At 57.5% G+C, this 20,329-nt stretch carries 19 protein-coding genes and 2 pseudogenes; 14 read left to right on the top strand and 7 right to left on the bottom strand.

Going from position 1 to position 20,329, the window contains the following annotated elements:
* Window positions 1–397: 397 nt before the first annotated feature.
* A complete protein-coding gene (locus tag C476_RS18775) occupies window positions 398–574 on the bottom strand; it encodes a hypothetical protein (RefSeq protein WP_160162910.1) in 177 nt (58 codons plus the stop codon).
* A gap of 362 nt (window positions 575–936) precedes the next feature.
* Here C476_RS18775 and C476_RS19500 point away from each other — a divergent pair.
* The 10 genes and pseudogenes from C476_RS19500 to C476_RS16220 form a co-directional block, all read left to right on the top strand.
* A pseudogene (locus C476_RS19500) lies at window positions 937–1,149 on the top strand (biotin/lipoyl-containing protein); the annotation flags it as partial.
* A 213-nt stretch (window positions 1,150–1,362) separates the two neighbouring features.
* The gene (gene lpdA, locus C476_RS16260) at window positions 1,363–2,766 is read left to right on the top strand and encodes a dihydrolipoyl dehydrogenase (RefSeq protein WP_049912020.1); all 1,404 of its coding nucleotides are present in this window, start codon (window positions 1,363–1,365) and stop codon (window positions 2,764–2,766) included.
* 120 nt (window positions 2,767–2,886) lie between these two features.
* Entirely contained in the window at window positions 2,887–3,279 is a 393-nt protein-coding gene (locus C476_RS16255; RefSeq protein WP_008014908.1) for an OsmC family protein, read from the top strand.
* Between the two features lie 42 nt (window positions 3,280–3,321).
* Window positions 3,322–3,591, top strand: a complete 270-nt coding sequence (locus tag C476_RS16250; protein WP_008014906.1) for a hypothetical protein — start codon at window positions 3,322–3,324, stop codon at window positions 3,589–3,591.
* Window positions 3,588–4,334, top strand: a complete 747-nt coding sequence (locus tag C476_RS16245) for a lipoate--protein ligase family protein (RefSeq protein WP_008014905.1) — start codon at window positions 3,588–3,590, stop codon at window positions 4,332–4,334. Before C476_RS16250 ends, C476_RS16245 begins: the two co-directional genes overlap by 4 nt.
* A gap of 584 nt (window positions 4,335–4,918) precedes the next feature.
* On the top strand, window positions 4,919–5,572 hold the full coding sequence (gene thiE / locus C476_RS16240) for a thiamine phosphate synthase (protein ID WP_008014902.1): 654 nt from the start codon (window positions 4,919–4,921) through the stop codon (window positions 5,570–5,572).
* Window positions 5,565–6,398: a hydroxyethylthiazole kinase gene (gene thiM / locus C476_RS16235; protein ID WP_008014901.1), complete on the top strand. Its 834-nt coding sequence runs from the start codon at window positions 5,565–5,567 to the stop codon at window positions 6,396–6,398. The genes thiE and thiM overlap by 8 nt, the downstream gene beginning before the upstream one ends.
* A 478-nt stretch (window positions 6,399–6,876) precedes the next feature.
* A complete protein-coding gene (locus tag C476_RS16230; protein ID WP_241430516.1) occupies window positions 6,877–7,860 on the top strand; it encodes an ABC transporter substrate-binding protein in 984 nt (327 codons plus the stop codon).
* Between the two features lie 4 nt (window positions 7,861–7,864).
* Window positions 7,865–8,908 carry a FecCD family ABC transporter permease gene (locus C476_RS16225; RefSeq protein ID WP_008014897.1) on the top strand — a complete coding sequence of 348 codons (1,044 nt, stop codon included), beginning with the start codon at window positions 7,865–7,867 and terminating at the stop codon, window positions 8,906–8,908.
* Window positions 8,905–9,693 (top strand): ABC transporter ATP-binding protein, encoded by a 789-nt coding sequence (locus tag C476_RS16220; protein ID WP_008014894.1) that lies wholly within the window; start codon window positions 8,905–8,907, stop codon window positions 9,691–9,693. The genes C476_RS16225 and C476_RS16220 overlap by 4 nt, the downstream gene beginning before the upstream one ends.
* Before the next feature lie 202 nt (window positions 9,694–9,895).
* On the opposite strand, the gene C476_RS16215 is transcribed toward C476_RS16220, so the two are convergent.
* The gene (locus C476_RS16215; RefSeq protein ID WP_049912017.1) at window positions 9,896–11,074 is read right to left on the bottom strand and encodes a PQQ-binding-like beta-propeller repeat protein; all 1,179 of its coding nucleotides are present in this window, start codon (window positions 11,072–11,074) and stop codon (window positions 9,896–9,898) included.
* Window positions 11,075–11,687: 613 nt separating this feature from the next.
* On the opposite strand from C476_RS16215, the gene C476_RS16210 reads away from it, so the two are divergent.
* From C476_RS16210 to C476_RS16200, 3 genes and pseudogenes are all read left to right on the top strand, one after another.
* Window positions 11,688–11,936, top strand: coding sequence for a hypothetical protein (locus C476_RS16210; RefSeq protein ID WP_008014890.1), 249 nt, complete (start codon window positions 11,688–11,690; stop codon window positions 11,934–11,936).
* Between the two features lie 37 nt (window positions 11,937–11,973).
* Window positions 11,974–12,529 (top strand): annotated as a pseudogene (locus C476_RS19495) (transposase); the annotation flags it as partial.
* 311 nt (window positions 12,530–12,840) lie between these two features.
* Entirely contained in the window at window positions 12,841–13,722 is an 882-nt protein-coding gene (locus C476_RS16200) for a lysyl oxidase family protein (RefSeq protein WP_008014885.1), read from the top strand.
* Between the two features lie 362 nt (window positions 13,723–14,084).
* Here the strand turns inward: C476_RS16200 and C476_RS16195 are convergent, their stop codons facing one another.
* Genes C476_RS16195 through C476_RS16185 form a run of 3 tightly spaced genes read right to left on the bottom strand, consistent with a single transcriptional unit; the run spans window position 14,085 to window position 16,836 of the window.
* Entirely contained in the window at window positions 14,085–15,128 is a 1,044-nt protein-coding gene (locus C476_RS16195; protein ID WP_008014883.1) for an ABC transporter ATP-binding protein, read from the bottom strand.
* A 3-nt stretch (window positions 15,129–15,131) separates the two neighbouring features.
* Complete coding sequence (locus C476_RS16190) at window positions 15,132–15,941, bottom strand: ABC transporter permease (protein ID WP_008014881.1); 810 nt, start codon at window positions 15,939–15,941, stop codon at window positions 15,132–15,134.
* Window positions 15,916–16,836, bottom strand: a complete 921-nt coding sequence (locus C476_RS16185; RefSeq protein ID WP_008014879.1) for an extracellular solute-binding protein — start codon at window positions 16,834–16,836, stop codon at window positions 15,916–15,918. The genes C476_RS16190 and C476_RS16185 overlap by 26 nt, the downstream gene beginning before the upstream one ends.
* 59 nt (window positions 16,837–16,895) lie before the next feature.
* Here C476_RS16185 and C476_RS16180 point away from each other — a divergent pair, with 59 nt between their 5' ends.
* Window positions 16,896–17,354: a Tfx family DNA-binding protein gene (locus C476_RS16180; RefSeq protein WP_049912016.1), complete on the top strand. Its 459-nt coding sequence runs from the start codon at window positions 16,896–16,898 to the stop codon at window positions 17,352–17,354.
* A 194-nt stretch (window positions 17,355–17,548) separates the two neighbouring features.
* Here the strand turns inward: C476_RS16180 and C476_RS16175 are convergent, their stop codons facing one another.
* Together C476_RS16175 and sugE are read right to left on the bottom strand one after the other, a co-directional pair.
* Complete coding sequence (locus C476_RS16175) at window positions 17,549–18,628, bottom strand: 2,3-butanediol dehydrogenase (protein WP_008014877.1); 1,080 nt, start codon at window positions 18,626–18,628, stop codon at window positions 17,549–17,551.
* Window positions 18,629–19,007: 379 nt separating this feature from the next.
* The gene (gene sugE, locus C476_RS16170) at window positions 19,008–19,331 is read right to left on the bottom strand and encodes a quaternary ammonium compound efflux SMR transporter SugE (protein WP_008014876.1); all 324 of its coding nucleotides are present in this window, start codon (window positions 19,329–19,331) and stop codon (window positions 19,008–19,010) included.
* Window positions 19,332–20,329: the final 998 nt, after the last annotated feature.

Raw genomic sequence — 20,329 nt, 5'->3', positions numbered from 1 at the left:
TTGTCACAGTGGGGGACGAATCGTCCCCCACCGGTCAGTTAATCGATGTTGAGATTCCGTGCACGGGTTCTGTCATTCGTAGCTACAGCTCGTTCTCACCCATGTACCCGGCGATAACCCCGATTATGCCAACGACTAACCCGATATTGACAACTAATTGGAAGCTATTCCCACTTTCGTTCAACCAGTAGAAACCTCCGAACAGGACAAGCATCACGGAGAACAATTCGATAAGAATTGCCTGTCGCACATTCGTCACTTAAATAAATATAATCAAAAGATATAAAATTCCCGTCACGTCCGTATGAATCACTTCGATACTCGCGCCCTGTATCAATCAAGATATATACTTTTTATATAGGATTTCTCGTACGGTCGAATAGTGTCGGTCGCTTAACTAACCGAATCCCCATTCGACCACGACAGGTACTTCACGTTCACCGTCAACGACAAGACCTACAACGGCAGTATCCACTTCCTCACCCGCTACGCCGGGAAGCCCAATTTCATCGAAATCCTGCAAAACGCCTTCTTCCGCGACGAGTCCTACGGCGACAACCGCGCCGACTGGCATCGGAACACCACGTGATTCGCTCCGCGACGCGGTAGTCTATACCGAGCGGATCAGCCGTATTCCGTAGATTGGACGGCGCAATCGACACGATCACCTGCGCCAGCAGGTGTCCGTGCCACTCCAGCATGTCGAACTCCGAATCGAATTGAGACCGGAGGTGATTCGATACTCTCGACAGTTCCGTTGTATGGTATTGTTTGATGTCGGATTAGAGATCCACTACTGTGTTTGAATCCATTGACGTCTTTTTGCCGCTCTGTCTTCGTATCTCCGGCTAGATGTGACAGCATCACATGCTACCGTCCCACCAATAGTATTGCAGATCAAAGCCAATATTAGACACGAGAACTGAGTCAGGATTGATGACCTACGAGTTCGAGCTCCCGGAGCTTGGAAACGGCGCGGATGAGGGGACGTTCGTCGCCTGTCACGTCGAACCGGGTGACGTCGTTACCGAAGGCGATCTCGTCGCCGAAGTCGAAACCGACAAGTCCGTCATCGAGGTGTCGGCACCGGTCGATGGCACCGTTACCGAAGTCGTCGCTGACCTCGGCGATACCGTCTCCGTCGGCGAAGTCGTCCTGCGCTTCGATACCGACGGGAAAGCTGCAGGCGACACCTCCGCTGACGCGGACGCCGATGACCTCACTCCGGCTGTAACACGACTCGAGACGCCGGACGAAGAAAACGACGCGAACGAGTCGGATTCTGAGGGCGTGACCCCGGCAGTCACCCGCATCGACGAGGGTACCGGGTCAACGGAACCGTCAGAAGCGTCCGCGAACACCATCGACGGCGTTCCCGCGTCGACCGAGGTACTCGTCATCGGGGCCGGGCCCGGTGGATACGTCGCGGCCATCCGCGCCGCCCAACTCGGGCTCGAGGTCACGCTCGTCGAGAAGGACGCCTACGGGGGCACGTGCCTCAACGACGGCTGTATCCCGTCGAAGGCGCTCATCCACGGGGCAGACGTGGCCCACGAAGCGACGAGCGCGGAGCATCTAGGAATCTCCGCCGAGATCAGCGTCGACGTCGACCGGCTGACCGACTGGAAAGACGGCGTGGTCGATCAGCTGACCGGCGGCGTCGAGAGCCTGTGTCGTGCAGCCGGCGTCACGCTCGTGGACGGCCACGCGGCGTTCGTCGACGACCACCGCGCCCGCATCTCGACCGACGACGGGGAGGCCACCCTGTCGTTCGAGTACGCGATCGTCGCCACCGGCAGCCGGCCCATCGAGATTCCAAGATTCGAGCCCGACGGTGAGCGGATCCTCGACTCGAGCGATGCACTCGAACTCTCGGATGCCCCCGACCAGCTGCTCGTCGTCGGCGCAGGCTATATCGGTATGGAGCTGTCGACGGTCTTCGCGAAGTTGGGCACGGACGTCACCGTCGTCGAAATGTTCGACGATGTCTTGCCGATGTACGACGACGATGTCTCGCGCGTCGTTCGCGAACGGGCCGTCGAGTACGGCGTCGAGTTCCGATTCGGCGAGCGCGCTGCCGACTGGGAGTCGACCGATGACGGCGTCCTCGTCACGACGGAGGCCGAAGACGGCACGACGGCCGAACTCACCGCCGACGCCGTGTTAGTCGTCGCCGGCCGCGAACCGGCTGCCGACACGGCGAACCTCGAGGCGATCGGAATCGAACTCGACGAGAACGGGTTCGTGCCGACGGACGCGCAGGGTCGAACGAGCCGTGACCACGTCTTCGCCGTCGGTGACGTCGCCGGAGAGCCGATGCTCGCACACAAGGCCAGTTACGAGGGCGAGGTCGCCGCAGCCGCAATCGCTGGTCAGCCGGCTGCCCTCGACCACGAGGCGATGCCCGCTGCGGTGTTTACCGACCCAGAAGTCGCGACGGTCGGATTGACCCGCGAGGACGCCGCTGAGAGAGGCTATGACCCGGTCGTTGGTCGGATGCCACTGCAGGCAAACGGCCGTGCGCTGACCGTCGAGGCGACCGATGGATTCGTTCGCGTGGTCGCCGACGCGGCGACAGAACGCGTCCTCGGTGCGCAGATCGTCGCCCCGAACGCCTCCGAACTGATCGGTGAGGTCGCTCTCGCACTCGAGGTCGGTGCCGACCTTTCGACGCTCGCCGGGACGGTCCACACGCACCCAACGCTGTCGGAGGCGATTATGGAAGCCGCCGCCGACGCTCGTGACGAAGCGATCCACACCCACTGACGATCTGCCGTCATTGCGGAAGGCAGCACCGGGCTGCAGTCAGGCTATCTCCCGACCGTATTTATATCCGTCCGATCCACAAGGTACTTTTCTGTATGGTGGATACCACACAATACAGACATGAACGATATCTCCCTGACGACGACCAGTGAAGACGGGTTCGACACCCAGAGCGTCATCGGCGACTTCGCACTCGCCATCGATCCGATGGAAGAGACGGGCCCGAATCCGGTCGCGGTACTCGTCGCCGACTACGCGTCGTGTTTCCTCCCCGCCGTCCGAGTCGGTGCGCAAAAAGCTGGCTACGACGATCTCGGTCGGATGGAAATAAACGCATCGGCCACGCTCGACGACGAGGACGATGTCGAGGCCATCGAGTTCACGCTGAAAGTCGAAGCCGATGTCGAGGATCCCAACGAACTGGTGGCTCTCGGCGAAGAGATCTGTCACGTACACGCGGCGCTTCGCGAGGACCTGCACGCCGACATCACCGTCGAAGCCGACGCGTTCTAGTCTCTCGGCTCGGTGGCACTATTCACAGCCGTTTTTGTACTAATGCATGACAGCGCGACACTGAAAGTCCCTAATGGAAAGCTCCTCGAGGTCGAAGTCACCTACGACGAACGAGTAACGGATGTCCGCGTGACCGGTGATTTCTTTCTCGACCCACCGGAGAGTCACGCAGCGCTCGAGACCGCACTCGAGGGACACCCGACAGACGTTTCTCGAGCGACGCTCGTTGAGGCGATCCAAGGGGTCGATGCGACGCTTATCGGTTTCGACGCGGGGCATCTGGCAGATGCGACACTGGAGGCGATCCAATGACCTACCGGATTATCGACGACGGAACGTACAGCGAGCCAGTTCAACAGGCCCTCGAGGGGGTTCTGGCGGAGCGACTCGACGAGGGCGACCTCGAGCCGACGCTGCGGTTCTGGTATCGCGAGTCGCCTGCGGTCGCGCTCGGACGGTTTCAGGCGTACGAAGACGAAGTCGCGGTCGACTACGTCGACCAACGCGATATCGACGTCGTCCGGCGACTCACCGGCGGCGGGGCGATGTACGTCGAACCGGGGGCGGTGATCACCTATTCGTTGTACCTGCCACGGGAGGCAGTCCCGGACGACATCGAGACCAGCTACGCTGCACTCGACCAGTGGGCGATCGATGCCCTCCAAAGCATTGGGCTCGAGGTCTCTCACGAGCCGTTGAACGACATCGCTCATCCCGACGGCAAGATCGGCGGCTCGGCACAGCTTCGCAAAGACGACGCCGTCTTGCATCACACGACGATGAGCTACGCACTCGATACGAGCGAGATGCTTCGAGTGCTCCGCATCGGCGAGGAGAAAGTCTCTGACAAGGCAATCGAGTCTGCAGAGAAGCGCGTCGCTGTCATGCGTGACTACGTCGACGCGAGTCGGGAAGAGATCATTACTGCGCTGAAAGACACGTTCGCCGAGCGCTTCGATGCCGAGCCCGGTTCGCTCCCGAACGCGGTTGTCAGTGAAGCGCGGGCACGCGCCAGCGAGACGTTCGCCACCGAGGAGTGGAATCGAAAGCTCTAGACACAGATACCATTGGCTCATACGGTTTGCTGTCCCGATTTACCGGTGGGACCGCAGTGCGGGTCGCGGGTGCACCGGAACGGACTGACAGCAGACCGTATCAGGCAACGCCTCGAGATGAATGCCCAGGCGGTTGAACACTTTCGGTAGGTGCCAGAGCCGATCAACGAGTTCCGTGAATGTGTGTCCTTTCTCCGTGCGAATACAGTGAGCAATGATATGAGCCTCGCGGAGAAGCCGGTCTAACTCGGGCTCCCCCGCGTGATTCCAACGCTTGTTTGGCTACACGCAGTGTCGTCTCACCGAGGTCACGGAGTGCGACGGCGATATTCGACTTCTTGCTCGCTTTCTCTCAAACGGTTACGGAACGATCCCAGCGCAGTCTGTCGTCTTCAATAGAGCACCTCTTCCCGATTGATAGTTCGTTGTCTCTGCCAGACGGTCAGGCGTCGAGAAGCGACGCAACGGATTCGTCGATTGCATCCCGAGAAAGCTATCGGAATCACCTGGTCGTGGAGTGGACGACCGTTCACTCGAGGCTCTGAATCGAAGCAGCTTAGTTTTATCACTGGGTGGTATCTTCTATGAATCCAAAGGACTGGCGGACGTATCTGGTGACACAAGAATCGCTTTCCGACGGGAAACGTACCGTCGAGGTAGTCGAAGCCGCGATCGACGGCGGCGTCGACGTCGTTCAACTCCGAGAGAAAGACACCGACGCTCGCTGGCGCTACGAACTTGGTCGCAAGTTGCGCGAACGCACTGCCGAAGCAGGCGTTGCCCTGCTCGTCAACGACAGGGTTGATATCGCACAGGCGATCGATGCCGACGGTGTCCACCTCGGTCAGTCCGACCTTCCCGTCGCAGTCGCCCGCGAGCTGCTCGGTCCCGAGGCTGTCATTGGCTGCTCGACGTCGACGGTCGAGGACGCGATCGAGGCCGAAGCGGCCGGCGCGGACTATCTCGGTGTAGGCGCTATCTACGGTACTGACTCGAAGGAAGATGTGCCCAAGGAGAAAAACGGAACCGGCCTCGAGCTTGTCTCCGAGATCGCTGCGGCCGTCTCGATTCCCGTTATCGGGATCGGCGGCGTCACCGCTTCGAACGCGCCACCGGTCCTCGAAGCGGGCGCAACCGGCGTCGCCATGATCAGCGAGATCACTGCAGCCGACGATCCGGCGACCGCGACGAGGGAGGTAGACGCTGCCATCTCTAGGGAGGTGGGTAGCAATGACTAACGACCTTGAGGGTACCGGTGAGGCGCTGGCGGACTCGCTTGCGGCAATTCGTGAACGCGAGCCGCTGGTCCAGCAGTTGACGAACGAGGTAACCAAAAACGATCTGGCGAACGTCACTCTCAGTTGGGGTGCGTTACCGGTGATGGCGGATGCACCCGGCGAAGCATCCGAGATGGCCGAACTTGCGGGTGCAGTACTCCTCAACACTGGCCGGATGACCGATTCGAACATCGAGGCGTTACATGCCGCGGGTCGGGCGGCCAACGACCTTGGTGTCCCAGTCGTCCTCGACCCCGTCGGTGCCGGGACGACGCCGACCCGAGACGAGGTCCACACGAGCTTACTCGAGGACGTCGAGTTTGCCGCCATCAAGGGCAACTACGGGGAGATTACGCATCTGGCGGGGAAGACAGCCGAGGTGAAAGGCGTCGAATCCGTCGGTGAGTACGAGGAAATTACGGAGTCGGCACAGGCACTTGCGGAGACGACCGGTGCTGCAGTCGTCGCTTCGGGTGCCGAAGACATCGTCGCCGGATCCGACCGGATCTACCGCCTACGGACTGGTGACGAGATGCTCTCGACGGTCGTCGGGACGGGCTGTATGCTTGGGGCGACTCTCGCGGTCTTCACTGGCAGTCTCGAGGAGGATGTGACCGCTGCCTTACACGGAACCCTCGCCTACGGGCTCGCGGGCGAGCGTGCGACCGACCTCGAGTACAACGGACCGGCCAGTTACCGGATAAATCTCATCGACAGTATCGCCGGCCTCACCCCGGAAGTCGCGGCAGAACTCGAGACGGAAAATCAGATAGTGCGCGTCCGTTGAGCAGCCGACCGCGACCCATACCGCTCTGGGGTGCTGGAACGACCTCACCACAGCAGTTGTCTTAACTTCAGTGACTGTGTTTATCAACAATAACTTCGCGATGTGATACTGTCGGACAGCAGTCAATACGGAGTCGGTCGTGAATTCGCGGCCGTCTCCACCGGTGACGGCCGCAGCAGCGCGACCGATCTTCATGTAGTTTTGTCCGGCAGTAGCGTTCGTAGGTCCCAAATACAAGTGAAATTGTTATAGTGAAAAGTTGGTTTACGAAATGCGCTTGTCGGAATGCATGATGACGAGCGGATCACAGATGCGACGATCCCGGACATCCCCCGAGCAGTCGGGCAAAACAAGGAGTCGACAGGCGCGACGACGGGCCGTGTTGAGCGGCCTCGGAACGACAGCCGTTGCGGGACTCGCAGGATGTTCGAGTGTCTTACGCGACGGCAAAGCGAGTGGTGACCGAACCGTGACAGACATGGCCGGCAGGGCTGTCGCTGTTCCAGCTGATCCCGAACGGATCCTTGGCATCGGAGCCGGCACGCTCAGACAGCTCGCGTATATGGATGCTACCGATCGCGTCGTCGGCATCGGAAGCGTCCGAGAAAGTATGCTGAACGAACTTCCGTATCTTGTAGCCAACCCTGAACTTGGCGACGTACCAACTTTCGGCGACCGTGGTGCAGACCGAGATGGCGACACCGAACAGATCCTCGCTGTCGAACCCGACGTGATCTTTTTTACTGGAAACAGCTCGCGCGCTGACGAGTTACAGCGGCAGACGAACACGCCAGTCGTCCTCGTGGAGATCGAGAACATCTTGACTTCGGATGGCCGTGACGTGCTGTTCGAGACCTGGGAGACGATCGGTGAGGTCCTCCACTCACCAACGCGCGCCGAAAAGTTAGAGACATTCCTCAAAGACACCGTGGCCGACCTAGAGGGACGTACCGGTGACATTCCCGTCGGGGAGCGCGCGGAAGGTTACGCCGCTGCGTTTCGCTTCCAGGGCGCACACGGCTTGTCGACTACCCGTGGCGATACGACGATGTTTCACCTCGTCAACGTCGAAAATGCCATCAAGGGACTCGAGACCGACCAGAAGTCCATCACTCTCAGCCACGAGCGCCTGCTCGAGGAAGATCCTGAACGAATCTTTCTCGACGTTGCGAGTGTCGAGAGAGTACTCGAAGACATCGACATGAATCCAGAATTCGAGGCACTGACTGCGGTGCAGGAAGGCGAGGTTTACCCCGTCTTGCAGGTCTATCGCGACATGCGTAACTTCGGGCCAATGATCGCGAACGCCTATTTCGTTGGAAAGACATCCTACCCCGACCGCTTTGCGGATGTCGATCTCGAGACCCAGATCGACGATGTCTTCGAGGCGCTGTTTGGTGAGCGACTCTTCGGAGACCACCTGCACGCACAGTTCCCACATGTCTATCGACCGCTCTTCTGATTCCATGACACACCAGAGTTTGCGAGCGTATCGGGAGGCGGTACGTCGGAAGATTGCCTTTCTCGTCGGGATGACAGGGCTTCTGGTCGTCCTGTGGATCGCCGGCGTTGTCGTCGGGTCCGTCTCGTACCCGCTTGAGGACGTACTGGCTGCACTCGTCCAGCGGGGTCCAGAGACACAGCAGTTGGCGGTCTGGCACGTCCGGATTCCGCGCGTGCTCGCGGCGACGATCGCTGGCGGTGGCCTCGCGGTCGCGGGTGCGGCGATGCAATCGATGCTTCGGAACCCGCTCGGAGCGCCCTACACCCTTGGTATCTCCCACGCAGCAGCCTTCGGTGCGGCGACGACAATCGCCGTCGGCACGGCTGGGCTCGAGGGAGACATCCTTTCGCTCTCAGTCGAAACGATCGGTGCGTTCGTCGCCGCGATGACAGCGGCCGCAGCGATCCTCTTTTTAGTCACCTCCCGAGAGGCGACTCCCGAAACGCTGATCCTTACGGGCGTCGCGATCGGGTCGCTGTTCAGCGCCGGGCTGGCGACGATCCAGTATTTTGCGACCGACGCCGAAGTCGCCGAAATCGTCTACTGGACCTTTGGCGATGTGAGTCGGGCGGCGTGGGATGAACTCCCAATTATGTTCACGGTATTCGGCCTGGGACTGGGCTATTTCGTCTACAACGGCTGGAACTACGATGTCCTCGACGCTGGGACTGAGACTGCACAGAGCCTCGGCGTTGACGTCGAATCACTTCGCATCCGAGGGATGGCAGTTGCGTCGCTGCTGACGGCGGTGATGATTTCGTTCGTTGGCATCATTGGCTTCGTTGGCCTTGTTGCACCACACATCGTCCGGATGACGATCGGCGGGACCGAGCGGTTCCTGTTGCCGGCGTCGGCAGTCACCGGGGCAGCGCTGCTCGTCGCTGCGGACGTGTTCGCCCGGACAGTCATTGCTCCGATCGTGTTACCAGTCGGTATCGTCACGTCGTTTCTCGGCGCACCGCTGTTCCTGTATCTGACTGTCACCGGGAGGGAATACTGGCGATGACTCTTGAGATCACCGATCTCCGGTTTCAATACGGTGATCTCACCGTCCTGGATGGGATCAATATGAGGGTGGACGCGGGTGAAATCGTCGGCCTGCTTGGCCCCAACGGATCGGGCAAGAGCACCCTCCTCAAATCGATTCCCCGGATTCACAACCCCGACGCCGGACAGATCACCATCGACGGGCGGAACGTCGAGGCATTCAGTCCCAACGAACTCGCTCGAGTCGCTAGCTACGTCCCCCAACACAATGACAGCGCGCTCCCCGCGACGGTTTTCGAGACGGTCCTACAGGGACGCCGGCCACACGGCGGCTGGTCGCCGAGTGATGCCGACCGGGAGGCGGTCACCGACGTCTTAGAGCGGCTCGAAATTGAACAGTTCGCCACCCGACGAATGAGCGATCTCAGCGGTGGTCAACAGCAGAAGGTACGCTTCGGACGTGCATTAGTCGGTGACCCGTCAGTAATGGTCTTGGACGAGCCGACCAGCGCACTCGATCTCAAACACCGTCTCGATGTGATGGACCTCGTTTCTACGCACGTCCAGAACCGAGACGTGGCAGTTGTCGCCGCCTTGCACGATCTAAACCTTGCCACCCGCTACTGTGACCGTATCGTGTTACTCCACAACGGGCGGATCTACGATACAGGCTCCCTCGAGATCCTCACGCCGGATACGATCCGGACGGTTTACGGAGCGAACGTCTCGGTGGTTCACCACGAAGGAGAACGGTTCATCGTGCCGGATACCTCGTCGAGGACGGACGACACAGATATCAGTTGATCTTCTAGAAGAGAAAATCACTACACAGTTTACGAGTTGAAAGCGTTAGCGGCGAGTGTCATTACAACTATATTCCCGGGTGCCTCGGGGCTTGACCCCGAAGCGGTTTACGTTCTCTATTGACTGTTGCTCTACGATCAGCTATCTGAATTTTCCACTTCTCGGGAACACAGACCAAACACTCAGTCTAGATGCGTATCAGTCAGCGAAGCAGCGAGAGTCCCGAGGAGGATCGCTCCCAAATCACGACCCCCTCCTCGACCGGGACGAGCCCACCGATCGTGCCAAAGTGGTACTCGGCGCGCGACCAGGTGGTTCGCTCCTCGCCTGTCGATCGGTCGTAGACGCTGACCCCGTCGTTTGTCCGCCCGAACGCGACCCAGTCGTCACTGACCACCGGACGGCCGGTGACAATGCCAGTATCGACGTCCCAACGGATCTCACCCGTGGTGGCATCAAGGGCCACGCTCGTGGTCCCGGTACCGGCGGGAACGAATACCTCGTCTCCAGCCACCGCAAGTCCAGCGTCGACTTTGTTGACACCGGGAAGCGAGTGAGACCAGTACACCTCTCCGGTCCTGGCGTCGAGAGCGTAGACCGTCCCATGGTAGTCGGCAATCCAGACCGTTCCGTCGAGAACTGAGGCGGACCCGCGGACCTCCTTGCTCGAGATGTGCCAGCGCTCTTCGCCGTTCAGGTCGTACGCGAAGATACCGGCGTCGCTTCGGGTCGTGTAGATGCTATCATCGTCAAGGGCCAGCGTTTCGCCGACACCCTCGTGCTCTTGGACCGTTCCGGTATGGATGTCGATTGCGGCGAGACCGCCTCCAGCAACGTAGACCGTGTCGTCGAGAGTCGCAACAGTGGCATCGTTGCGGTGGTGGCTTCCGGCGTTAGCTCGCCAATACCGATCGCCCGATGTCTGGTCAAGGGCGGCCAGCTGATTCATTCCTGGGGCGAAGACGGCCTTGCAGGCGAGCAGCGGTACGGCAGTGATGCCGTCCTCGAGGCCCTGACTCCACATCGGCCCGTCCATCGGCGCGTCGAGGTCAACCGCGGCGAGCCCACCGCTTACGGGGGTATACGCTGTTCCATCTGCGACCACGGGGAGAGATAAAGCGTGTTGCTGCTGCCCATCATTGTCACGGATGCTGGCAAGCAGGTCCACAGCGGTGGCGTCAGGTGCTGGCGGAACAGTGGTAGTCCGACCGGTGCGTCCGGGGTCACCACCGGCAGTCGGCCACGCCCCTGGTTGATCGTCACAGGGGCCTTCGATCGGGGTATAGCCCGCAAGTTCGCGTCGAATCCGACCGACACAGCCGGCCGTTCCGACGGAGACGGCAGTACCGATGGCCGACAGGAGGGCTCTCCGGGAGGGCATCGAATTACGGTGTACTCGACAGCAAAAAGAACTTTTCGAACGAGCGTACAATCGGTCTATACCAGCAAGCGGGCTGTCAAACGGTGAATCCCACCGCCGTATGGCGCCTCAACACAGCCGAACGAACAGACAGTTCCATCGATGTCAACGCGATCAACGCTGGCGACGAACATATCTCAGTAACTGTCACTTCGGCCGATAGCAGGCGCGATGAGCGCAGACCCATACTTGAGATATTCGATAGGATACGCTTACCGGGGAAGCGCTTCAGATAATCGATTAGTTCATCGCTGTTATTGACTCACTTAATGGACTAAACAACAGTGTACAGTTGTCTCTGGCGAAAAATCGAATCAAAAGGGAGAGTAAAAAGCAGAGCAAGCCCTCGTCAGAGCCTCGAGGAGAAGGCAGATAACCAGCTCACTGCGGCAAGCAGTGTACTTGGAGCAATCCTCAATCAATTGGCCACGCTGAATCGCGGTCGCCAGCAGCTTCAACCTGCCAAAATTCGCCGGCTCGAGAGGGGTTCTACGTCGATCATTGAACGGATGGCCACGTCCCGTGAAGCAAATAGTTAATCGACATCGAAAAGAGATGCCATGAACACGAGGTCATGAATGAAACAGATCAAACACTACTTCACGGAGTATATGCCGTCGGCGCGGCCGCATTGGTAATCGGCGTCGCGTTGGGTGTGGTAAGCTTCCAGGGGTTCGTCGGTGGGACGGGACAGGTCCCATCGATACTAGATATCCTTGGATACGGTCACATTGCCGGGGTCGCGTTTACTGCGAGCTTGATCCTAATCGTCAGTAGTCTCGCGCTTGCGTTCGCGGCCAACGAGTTCCTCGAACCTGAGTGACTCGGCACCCGATTTGGATCACCCTGCTGTGACTCCCGCGTTCGAGAGACTCGATATGGCCGTTTGGCGTGCTTCTCAGCCTCCCTGTTTCACTGCTCCCAACCAACGGTGTTGCGGCGACCGACGAATCAGAATTCGACCGAAGTCACGCCTCGAAACACTACACAAAACGGACGAAACTGACGGTTCAGCAATTGAAAGTCACGCTCTTAGTCGATACGGGGGCGGACGCGATCTTGGAACGCTACATCCCCACGACCCGAAAACACGATACGCGGGTTGCACCATCGGTCATCAACCGCAACGTAATTGAACTCAGAGTTTTGCTTGGAGACGGGGGAGACAACGATCAGCAGATTCGAGCAATGGCCCGCGAAAACGGGATTCGTCTTCTCATCAAACACCGTAAATTCATCTCACTTCAGCAAGCGTGGAATGCTCGGCTGGATGCCGAACTCGACCGCTAACGGAGCCAGAGCGAAACGGTGAACTCTCGACTCAAGCGGAAATACGGTGCGTTTGTGTGTTCACGCCGTTGGTGGAAGCGATTTCGTGAACTTATCCGTGCGTGTATTGTTCCCAATCTCGACTGAATTCTCTATTAATCAGTATAGTGTATGGTTATCGATACAGCACTTAGCATTCGTCGCAGCGATCCGTAGTAAAGGGCTACCTGTTCGTTCGGAGGTGCTCTGAGAGGCGGACAGACATTGCTCTGAGAACAACAACAGCAACTCCAGTTAGTGCGATCAGCAATATATTTCTCTATGAAGAAAATGAAAGCAAGAATAGCATTCTCCATTTAACAATAATTTAGGACAGACGTATTATTTCCTCATCTGATTAATAGGAATCTTACTATATTTCTTCTCACGTAGATCCGAGTACAGTTTGGTGAGAAAGTGTGAAAATAAAACGGATAAAAGGTAGGAAGCGTGCGGCGGCACTGATAGGCGTTTTCCTCATCGTAGTGGCGGGGATCGGCATAATCACGCTCGGAGGCGTTGCGGTTGACAACCCGTTCACAGTGAGCGACAGGAGCACGGATACTCCCACGACCTCGGAAAGCGAAGGCACCACGGACGAGGGGGCTACCCCGGCGGACGAAGAGAACGCGGCGACACCGCCACCCACGACAGTCGAGTCCGACCCTAAACCCTCGGACGACCACGTTGAGGACAGGACAGGGGTCAACTTCGTTCCAGGCGTCGAGAATTTTAACGTTTCAACAGAAGTGTTTGATGAGTCCAGCCCTGACGTTGAAGACGGCTTTGTAACCCCAGGCGAACATAGGCTACTTCGATTTGATATGATTATCTACAATATGGGAGACGCGGATGCCGAACTGGGCCGTCCTGAGAACCGCCCTGATCTGTTCGAATATTCGGAGTCCCATGGTCACGCGCACTTGAAGGGTTTCAATAACTATATTCTGCTTGATGAATCAGGCGAGAGGACAGGCGCGGTAAGAAAACAGACATTCTGTCTTCGGGATCTGTACCAAACCCGTTCAACCGCCAGTAGTAGTCCCCAATTCGATTGTGAGTATCAAGGGATCAGTGCCGGGTGGGCTGACGAGTATGACGCGTCTCTGCCTGGTCAATATATTGTTATTGATGATCTCCCTGATGGAGAGTACACGCTGCAAGCCACGACGAACGCAGCAGGCACGATCAACGAGACGTGCGACGGCGATAACACTGTTCGAGTCGACCTTAGTATAAACAATGATACAGTGACGGTCCATACTCCACAAAGCCACTATGTGAGACCGTCTGCGTGCTGAGATAGTTGTAACTCTCTTAGGATTTCAACAGAGCCGAATTGACTAATACAGAGAGTGTTCTCGTCGACTTACTTACGTGGGATACAGATAAGAATAATTTATATCTCCGCGGAGTTCTTCGATAGATGGGAGACAGAAATCACCTCCATGTGTGTCGGCATTGCGGTAACGTCATGACAACATCGTCTCCAAAAGAAGGCCCACGAAAGTGCTTCAATTGTGGCGAGGAACTCTTCTCACTCTATCTTAGCCTTCCTGATGAACAATAGTTCTATCACTTATAATATGGATTGCCGAATTCTATCGTGATAGGTCAGATACACAACAGGCGCAAGACCACAGCCGTTAGAATGTGTCGCTTATCAACTAAGCAGATGGATCGCAGCAGGTGGAATCGTCATTCGAACGCTAGAACCGGTTTCAAGCGGTAATTGGTCAAAACTCGGTGGACGAATCGTCGTCGTAAGCGTGATCGGTGCGTCGTCAAGGTCGACTTCCACTCGATACTCGTTCCCCTCAGTTAACCATCGGTCGATCGTCCCCGACACCGTGTTCTCATCGTGGGGGTCGTCGCCCCCGTTCGGCGTGTATACCTGTATACGCGATGGATGGATGCAGAGAGTGACGGTTGTCCCAGCTGCGGCCGCCGTCGTCGCCTGAAGACGAATGTTACCAACTCGAAGAAGAGCGGTATCTTCGCGCTGTTCAACGACAGTTGCATCGAACAGATTCTCGTTGCCGGTAAATCTCGCGACGAATTGCGTTGCAGGACGGTTGATAACTGTCATTGGCGATCCCACCTGCTCGATTGCACCGTCGCGAACGATGGCAGTTCGGTCACCGAGCGCCGTCGCCGTTCGCTGATCGTGGGTCACGTAGATCACCGGTATCTCGAGCGATGTGAAAAGCGCATGGAGTTCTCTGCGAAGTCGACGCCGAATCGGCGCGTCGAGACTGGCTAACGGCTCGTCCAGTAGCAGGAGATCAGGGTCTGCCGCTAACGTGCGTGCAAGCGCGACACGTTGCTGTTCGCCACCCGACAGCGTCGGCGGTCGGCGGTCTAGTACGTCCGTGATCTCGAGCAGCGATGCGAACTCTGCGATTCGATCCCGGTCAGTCGCGGCATAGCCGATGTTCTCTCTGGCAGTCATGTGCGGGAACAGGGCACCGTCTTGAAACACGAGGCCAGTCCGGCGCTCTTGAAGCGGACATCCATTGAGACGGTCGCCGTTCAGCGAGATGGATCCTCCATCCGGGTCGACGATGCCTGCGATCAGCGATAGCAGTGTCGTCTTGCCACTTCCTGACGGGCCGAGTATCGAGAGGACTTCGTCGTCGACGGTGAGATCGACTGGGCCAAAGTCGAAGATGTCGTACGTCTTGGTAAGGGAATTGACTTCGAGCATTGGTCACTCCAGTGGGTTCGTTCCGAGCACATTCAGCACGACAAGCGTTGCAACGGCGATTCCGACCAGAATAACAGCTACGGGGAAAGCGTTCTCCAATCCAAGTGTCGTAAACGAGACCCAGATCTGTACGGGCATCGTCCGTGGGTAGTACGCGAGCATGATCGTTGCCCCGAACTCGCCGATCGCACGAGCGAACGCGAGCGTAATACCGGCGAGGATTCCTGGCCAGGCAAGCGGCAGTGTGACCCTGCGAAACGTCGTCAGTCGACTCTTTCCGAGTGACTGTGAAGCATACTCGAGGCTCCGGTCGACGCTCTCGAAGGCTGCTTTCGCCGTGACGACGACGAATGGCGAGGCGACGAACGTCTGTGCCAGCACGATTCCAGCGACTGATCGGGTGAGTTGGAGTCCGTTTGCTGCTGCCAGTCCTCCGAGGAACGTGTTCGGGCCCACGACCGTGAGCAACACCATGCCGCTGACGATCGGCGGGAGAACGAGTGGCAGGACGACGATGGCGGTGACGATCGTTTTCACTCGTCCGTCAACGCGGGCAAGCCAGTAAGCGAGTGGGAGTCCGAACAGCGTTGCGATAGCTGCACTCGTGACCGACGCCGTCAGTGATGTGGTCGCGGCTGAGACGACATCTGGTCTGGTCAGTCGCTGGATGACGACCCCTGGTGGCTGACTGAGTACGAGCGCGAGGAGTGGAACGAGATAGTAACAGAGCAGCACCGCTCCGAGGAGGAACGCGACTGTAAGCCAGTCGAACCGCCCGGCGGCAACGTCAGTTCGTGACTTCGTCGGGAGCATTGCCTGTGAACCGTGGATAATCGTCCGGAACGACGAACCCAAACTCGTTCAGATACTCGCCCGTTATATGTTCCGAGAACACATCAACAGCGGCTGGTGAGTGGTTGCGAATCGTTGCACCATAACTGATGAGCCCACCGCTGACGACCGTTCCACTCGGGAGTTCGTAGGTCGCCGATTCGTAGGTGTCTGTATAGCTCGGTTCACTGAGATCGATTTCCGCTGGGAGGTCGATATAGTCGTATCCGCGCTCGACAGCCATGTTTCGATACGCAATGGCGGCATCAACTGACCCCGTTTCAAACTGGCTAATGAGCTGTGTTTCGGGATAGATCTGTTCTGTTTGTGGAATCGCGTCTCGGAGATTCGTGTCCGTCCCGTAGTGTGCAGTCGCGAGCTCGAGCATGAACAGCGCTCGATATCCAAGTGGGTCGAGATCCGGATCGGTTCTCCCGATCGTGATGTCTCCGTTCAAGAGCGGTCGATACCAGTTTTCCGTTCCTGCGTCGGCGAGCTGTTTGCCACCGTCCGTATTGGGATTGTACGCGATGACGATCGAATTGGTCGCAAATTCGGCAAACCAGTCCGGCTGACGTGGTGAATCGAAGAGGGCGATATCCGCAATCGAGACGATATCGGGATCTTTCTGTCCCGCTGCGATGAGCCGAGCGACCTCGGCGGAGCCGTGTGCTTCTATCTGAACCGTTGTATCTACACTCGGTCGCAATCCGTTTTCGAGTGCATTGTTCAAGCTTCCCGCAGCGAGCATCGAGACGGTCACTGACTGTCCGTCAGTCCCGTGGAGTGTGTCGGAACAACCAGCGACTCCCGAGAGTGCGACAGCGGTAGCCGAGAGAACCGAGCGTCGGCGAATCCGCAGTCCGTCACCAGCCATATCACAACAATTAGTGTTTGATCAATAAGCTTATCTCAAACACACCTGTTTGACTTTATATGGCGGCAACCGAGGGGACAATATTGACGGACCGACAGGTGGAGGTTCTCAGGCTCCGTGAAAGCGGTCATACCCAGCAGGAAGTCGCCGATAAACTGGAAACGACCGCGTCGAACGTGAGTGCTATCGAACGAGCCGCAGAAGAGAACGTCAAGAAGGCACATCGGACGCTCGAACTTGCCCAGACACTACGCGCGCCAGTGCAATTTACTGTTCCAGCTGGAACATCGTTTGATGAGCTCGTTACTCATGTATACGCCCGCGGCGACGAAGCTGGTATCAAAATCGCATACTGCCGACCAGAGCTCTACACACATCTCTACGGGACGCTCGAAGCGGTCACCGACGCCAATCAACTCACCGAAACGGCTACGCTCGGTCTGACGAAAGATGGAGAGGTAAAGGTATATACAGATGATGTAGATTCCGGTAAACAAAACGATCAACTGCGCAAATAAGATAAATTGGCCCAACCGTCGGTTTGATGCCAGTCGTCAGTTGTGGTTTTGAACTCGAGAATCGTTGATGATCTCTTGGGCCTTGTTGCGGCCGTCCCTGGCTTTTCCTCACTCACGCGAGTTCGCTTGCTACCCTGTAGCTGCCGTCTCCTCGAGGCAGTGAAGAAGATCGCATCACTCGACAGTCGAGCGAGTCAGTCCATATCCGGTTTGACGAGGATTTTGACGTGATCGCTTTCGGGATCGATAAGCCGCTCGAACCCGTCGGCGACGATCTCATCGAGACCGATTCGGCTAGTGATGAACGGCTCCGGGTCGAGGCGGCCATCGGCAAGCATCTCGATTACCATTCCGTACTCTTCGTCGGACCGCGGGCCGCCGAGATAGGCGAGCGTTCCGGTCACGGTCCGTTCGCCGAGGACAAGGGTATTCAGATGCGTATTCACTTCTTCTTCCCAGATACTTACGATGGTTGTACGGCCGCTCGGTGCCGTGCTTTCGACGGCTGCGTTAAACGAGGGTTCGACGCCCGCGACCTCGAACGTGATGTCGGCACCGCCGTCCGTATGCGAGTGGATATACTCGACGGGGTCGGTCGTCGATGGATCGATGAGTTCCGTCGCACCACAGTCCGTTGCGCGGTCGCGTCTGGCGTCGCGCGGTTCGGAGACGAAAATCGTTCCCGCACCGGCCACGCGAGCACACTGGATGACCGCTAGGCCAATGGGTCCACTCCCGAACACGGCGACAGCATCGCCTGCCTGAAGTCCGGAGCGGCGGACTGCGTGCAGTCCCACGCTCAGTGGCTCGACTAGCGCGCCGTGTTCGACGGGAACGTCCTCCCCGAGCGGGACAGCGTGTTCTGCATCGACGACTGCGCTTTCAGCGAATCCACCGCTCCCACCGGACAGTCCGATAAATCCAATCGACTCACAGATGTGGTAGTTCCCCTCTCGGCACTGCCGGCACTCACCGCAAGAGAGGATGGGGTTGACTGCGACGGCGTCACCGACGGCCAAGTCCGTCACGGACTCACCGACCTCCGCGATGGTGCCACTGTACTCGTGACCCATCCTGATCGGTGCTGCCTCCCCAGAGACGGGGTGGGGGTCGTCCTCCGGAACGAAAATCGGACCAGCGGTGTATTCGTGGAGATCCGACCCACAGATGCCACAGGAATCGATGTCGATTCGGACCTCGTCCGCTCCGACCGCTCCCGCTTCTACCTCTTCGACACGAATGTCTTTCTGTCCGTGGTATGTTGCTGCTTGCATAGCGACCTATAATTACATTCAATCACAATTAAATCCCCACTCACGACGGTTGATAGATCGTCGTCCTGGTCCGTACGATCCAGCAGAGCAACTAAACGTCACTGCATACCTGATCGCATAGCTATCATGCAGCTATCATGCAATCGGTGTCTCATGCGGACTACTGGAAGTCATTTCCGGCATACCCACATGACGGGCCGTGGGTGCGCCGGGAAACAGTGACAGCAGACCATATCATTCATTTCAGTTGTGACGCGGTTGATCACAGTACAGCGCCGTTGAAACACCCAATTTGTGATAGTTCTCAGAAACCGTACTGATACACAGCGCATATACCGCCGTATTCGAGGCTATGGGCGAGTCCGACACCAGAAACGAGTTAGTGACCACCAGATGCGAGGTGGAGACCGACGATACCAACGACAATTACGCCGATAAACGTAATCCGGGAAAGGCTAGCTGGTTCATCGAAGAGGAGAATTCCAAGCGAAGCAGTCCCAACGGCTCCAATACCGGTCCAAACCGCGTACGCCGTACCGACAGGGAGGTCGGTGACGGCCTGCGCGAGCAGGAGCATACTGATAACAAGGGCGATGACGGTTCCAAGCGTGGGCACTGGTCTTGAGAGCCCGTCAGAGTATTGAAGTCCGATTGCCCAGCCGATTTCGAACAACCCCGCGATGATCAGAATGTACCACGACATTTCATTGCCGATCTATTCATGCAATCGGGCTATAGATTCTGTTATCCACCCGCCCCTGGTAGACCATTGCATGTCAACAGAGCCTGCAATACCGATTCGTCGTCCACCTTCTTCTGAATACGATTATTGTAAGCAAAATATAATGTAATGTTGCTATCATTATTATATTTACTGTCATTGACGAAGGTGGTGTTCAGATAAGATTGAAGGAATGAGGCGTCGCCTCCGAACGGCACCGAGATCGATGCTGAACGTGTTGAACGATCCACCAGCGGCCACGTCAGCTTAGCCGAGAGAGATAGTCGCTCACAGCTACAAGACGGTAAGTACTCGACTGGAACCGTCCAGCAAGAATTCGTCTACCGAATCACGGATTCCGAAGCTGGCAATTGGTCAGTTGAGATCATGCCTGATACGGTCTGCTGTAAGTTATTTCCGGCGGGACCGCGAGCCGTCCTGCGGTCCCTCCGGTAAACAGTTACAGCAAACCGTATGAGAATGTGATGGAATTCCAGTACGATATCACACGAACTAACTCGACCAACTGACGGACCACGGAACGCTATTTTTGAGTAACCGTCGAAGCTGCTTTCGACAACGTAGCTGTTGGATCGTTCCAGGGCGTCATATTTATACTGCCGGACAAAACGGTTCATCCCTCGATCGCACCCAAGACGCTATTGCCGGAGCGAGCAACCTGACGCAGTTACCACGCACCCAGATCACGATGTGATATTTAACATCGAGACTGAGACAACGACGCCAGACCGACCAGTGAAGGTTCTTAGCGAGAGTTATCGGTACACACTCGACGCACGGTGGACGTGGGGATGACCCAGCTTGAACAGACGCCGGACATCCACGAGTTTCGTGAGCTATTGGCCTCAACTGAGTGCAGTGAATACGTATAGCGTCGCAAATTGGGGTCCGAGCGACCAGCAGCGGACGATTCTGAGTGTGTTGGAATCGGAAGGGGGTTGATAAGGATGTCGACAAAC

Source organism: Natrinema limicola JCM 13563, from assembly GCF_000337475.1.
Taxonomy (GTDB): domain Archaea; phylum Halobacteriota; class Halobacteria; order Halobacteriales; family Natrialbaceae; genus Natrinema; species Natrinema limicola.
Note: the sequence above shows the minus strand (reverse complement) of the source record. Positions and strands in the feature narration are given on the sequence as shown.

Excerpts from the sequence above, each read along its gene's own strand:
- C476_RS16210 (WP_008014890.1), top strand. The coding sequence starts at position 11,688 with ATGAATGAAACAGATCAAACACTACTTCACGGAGTATATGCCGTCGGC.
- C476_RS16250 (WP_008014906.1), top strand. The coding sequence starts at position 3,322 with ATGCATGACAGCGCGACACTGAAAGTCCCTAATGGAAAGCTCCTCGAG.
- C476_RS16195 (WP_008014883.1), bottom strand. The coding sequence starts at position 15,128 with ATGCTCGAAGTCAATTCCCTTACCAAGACGTACGACATCTTCGACTTT.
- C476_RS18775 (WP_160162910.1), bottom strand. The coding sequence starts at position 574 with ATGCCAGTCGGCGCGGTTGTCGCCGTAGGACTCGTCGCGGAAGAAGGC.
- C476_RS16245 (WP_008014905.1), top strand. The coding sequence starts at position 3,588 with ATGACCTACCGGATTATCGACGACGGAACGTACAGCGAGCCAGTTCAA.
- C476_RS16180 (WP_049912016.1), top strand. The coding sequence starts at position 16,896 with ATGGCGGCAACCGAGGGGACAATATTGACGGACCGACAGGTGGAGGTT.
- sugE (WP_008014876.1), bottom strand. The coding sequence starts at position 19,331 with ATGTCGTGGTACATTCTGATCATCGCGGGGTTGTTCGAAATCGGCTGG.
- C476_RS16175 (WP_008014877.1), bottom strand. The coding sequence starts at position 18,628 with ATGCAAGCAGCAACATACCACGGACAGAAAGACATTCGTGTCGAAGAG.
- thiM (WP_008014901.1), top strand. The coding sequence starts at position 5,565 with ATGACTAACGACCTTGAGGGTACCGGTGAGGCGCTGGCGGACTCGCTT.
- thiE (WP_008014902.1), top strand. The coding sequence starts at position 4,919 with ATGAATCCAAAGGACTGGCGGACGTATCTGGTGACACAAGAATCGCTT.
- C476_RS16230 (WP_241430516.1), top strand. The coding sequence starts at position 6,877 with ATGGCCGGCAGGGCTGTCGCTGTTCCAGCTGATCCCGAACGGATCCTT.
- C476_RS16255 (WP_008014908.1), top strand. The coding sequence starts at position 2,887 with ATGAACGATATCTCCCTGACGACGACCAGTGAAGACGGGTTCGACACC.
- C476_RS16225 (WP_008014897.1), top strand. The coding sequence starts at position 7,865 with ATGACACACCAGAGTTTGCGAGCGTATCGGGAGGCGGTACGTCGGAAG.
- C476_RS16215 (WP_049912017.1), bottom strand. The coding sequence starts at position 11,074 with ATGCCCTCCCGGAGAGCCCTCCTGTCGGCCATCGGTACTGCCGTCTCC.
- C476_RS16185 (WP_008014879.1), bottom strand. The coding sequence starts at position 16,836 with ATGGCTGGTGACGGACTGCGGATTCGCCGACGCTCGGTTCTCTCGGCT.
- C476_RS16220 (WP_008014894.1), top strand. The coding sequence starts at position 8,905 with ATGACTCTTGAGATCACCGATCTCCGGTTTCAATACGGTGATCTCACC.
- C476_RS16190 (WP_008014881.1), bottom strand. The coding sequence starts at position 15,941 with ATGCTCCCGACGAAGTCACGAACTGACGTTGCCGCCGGGCGGTTCGAC.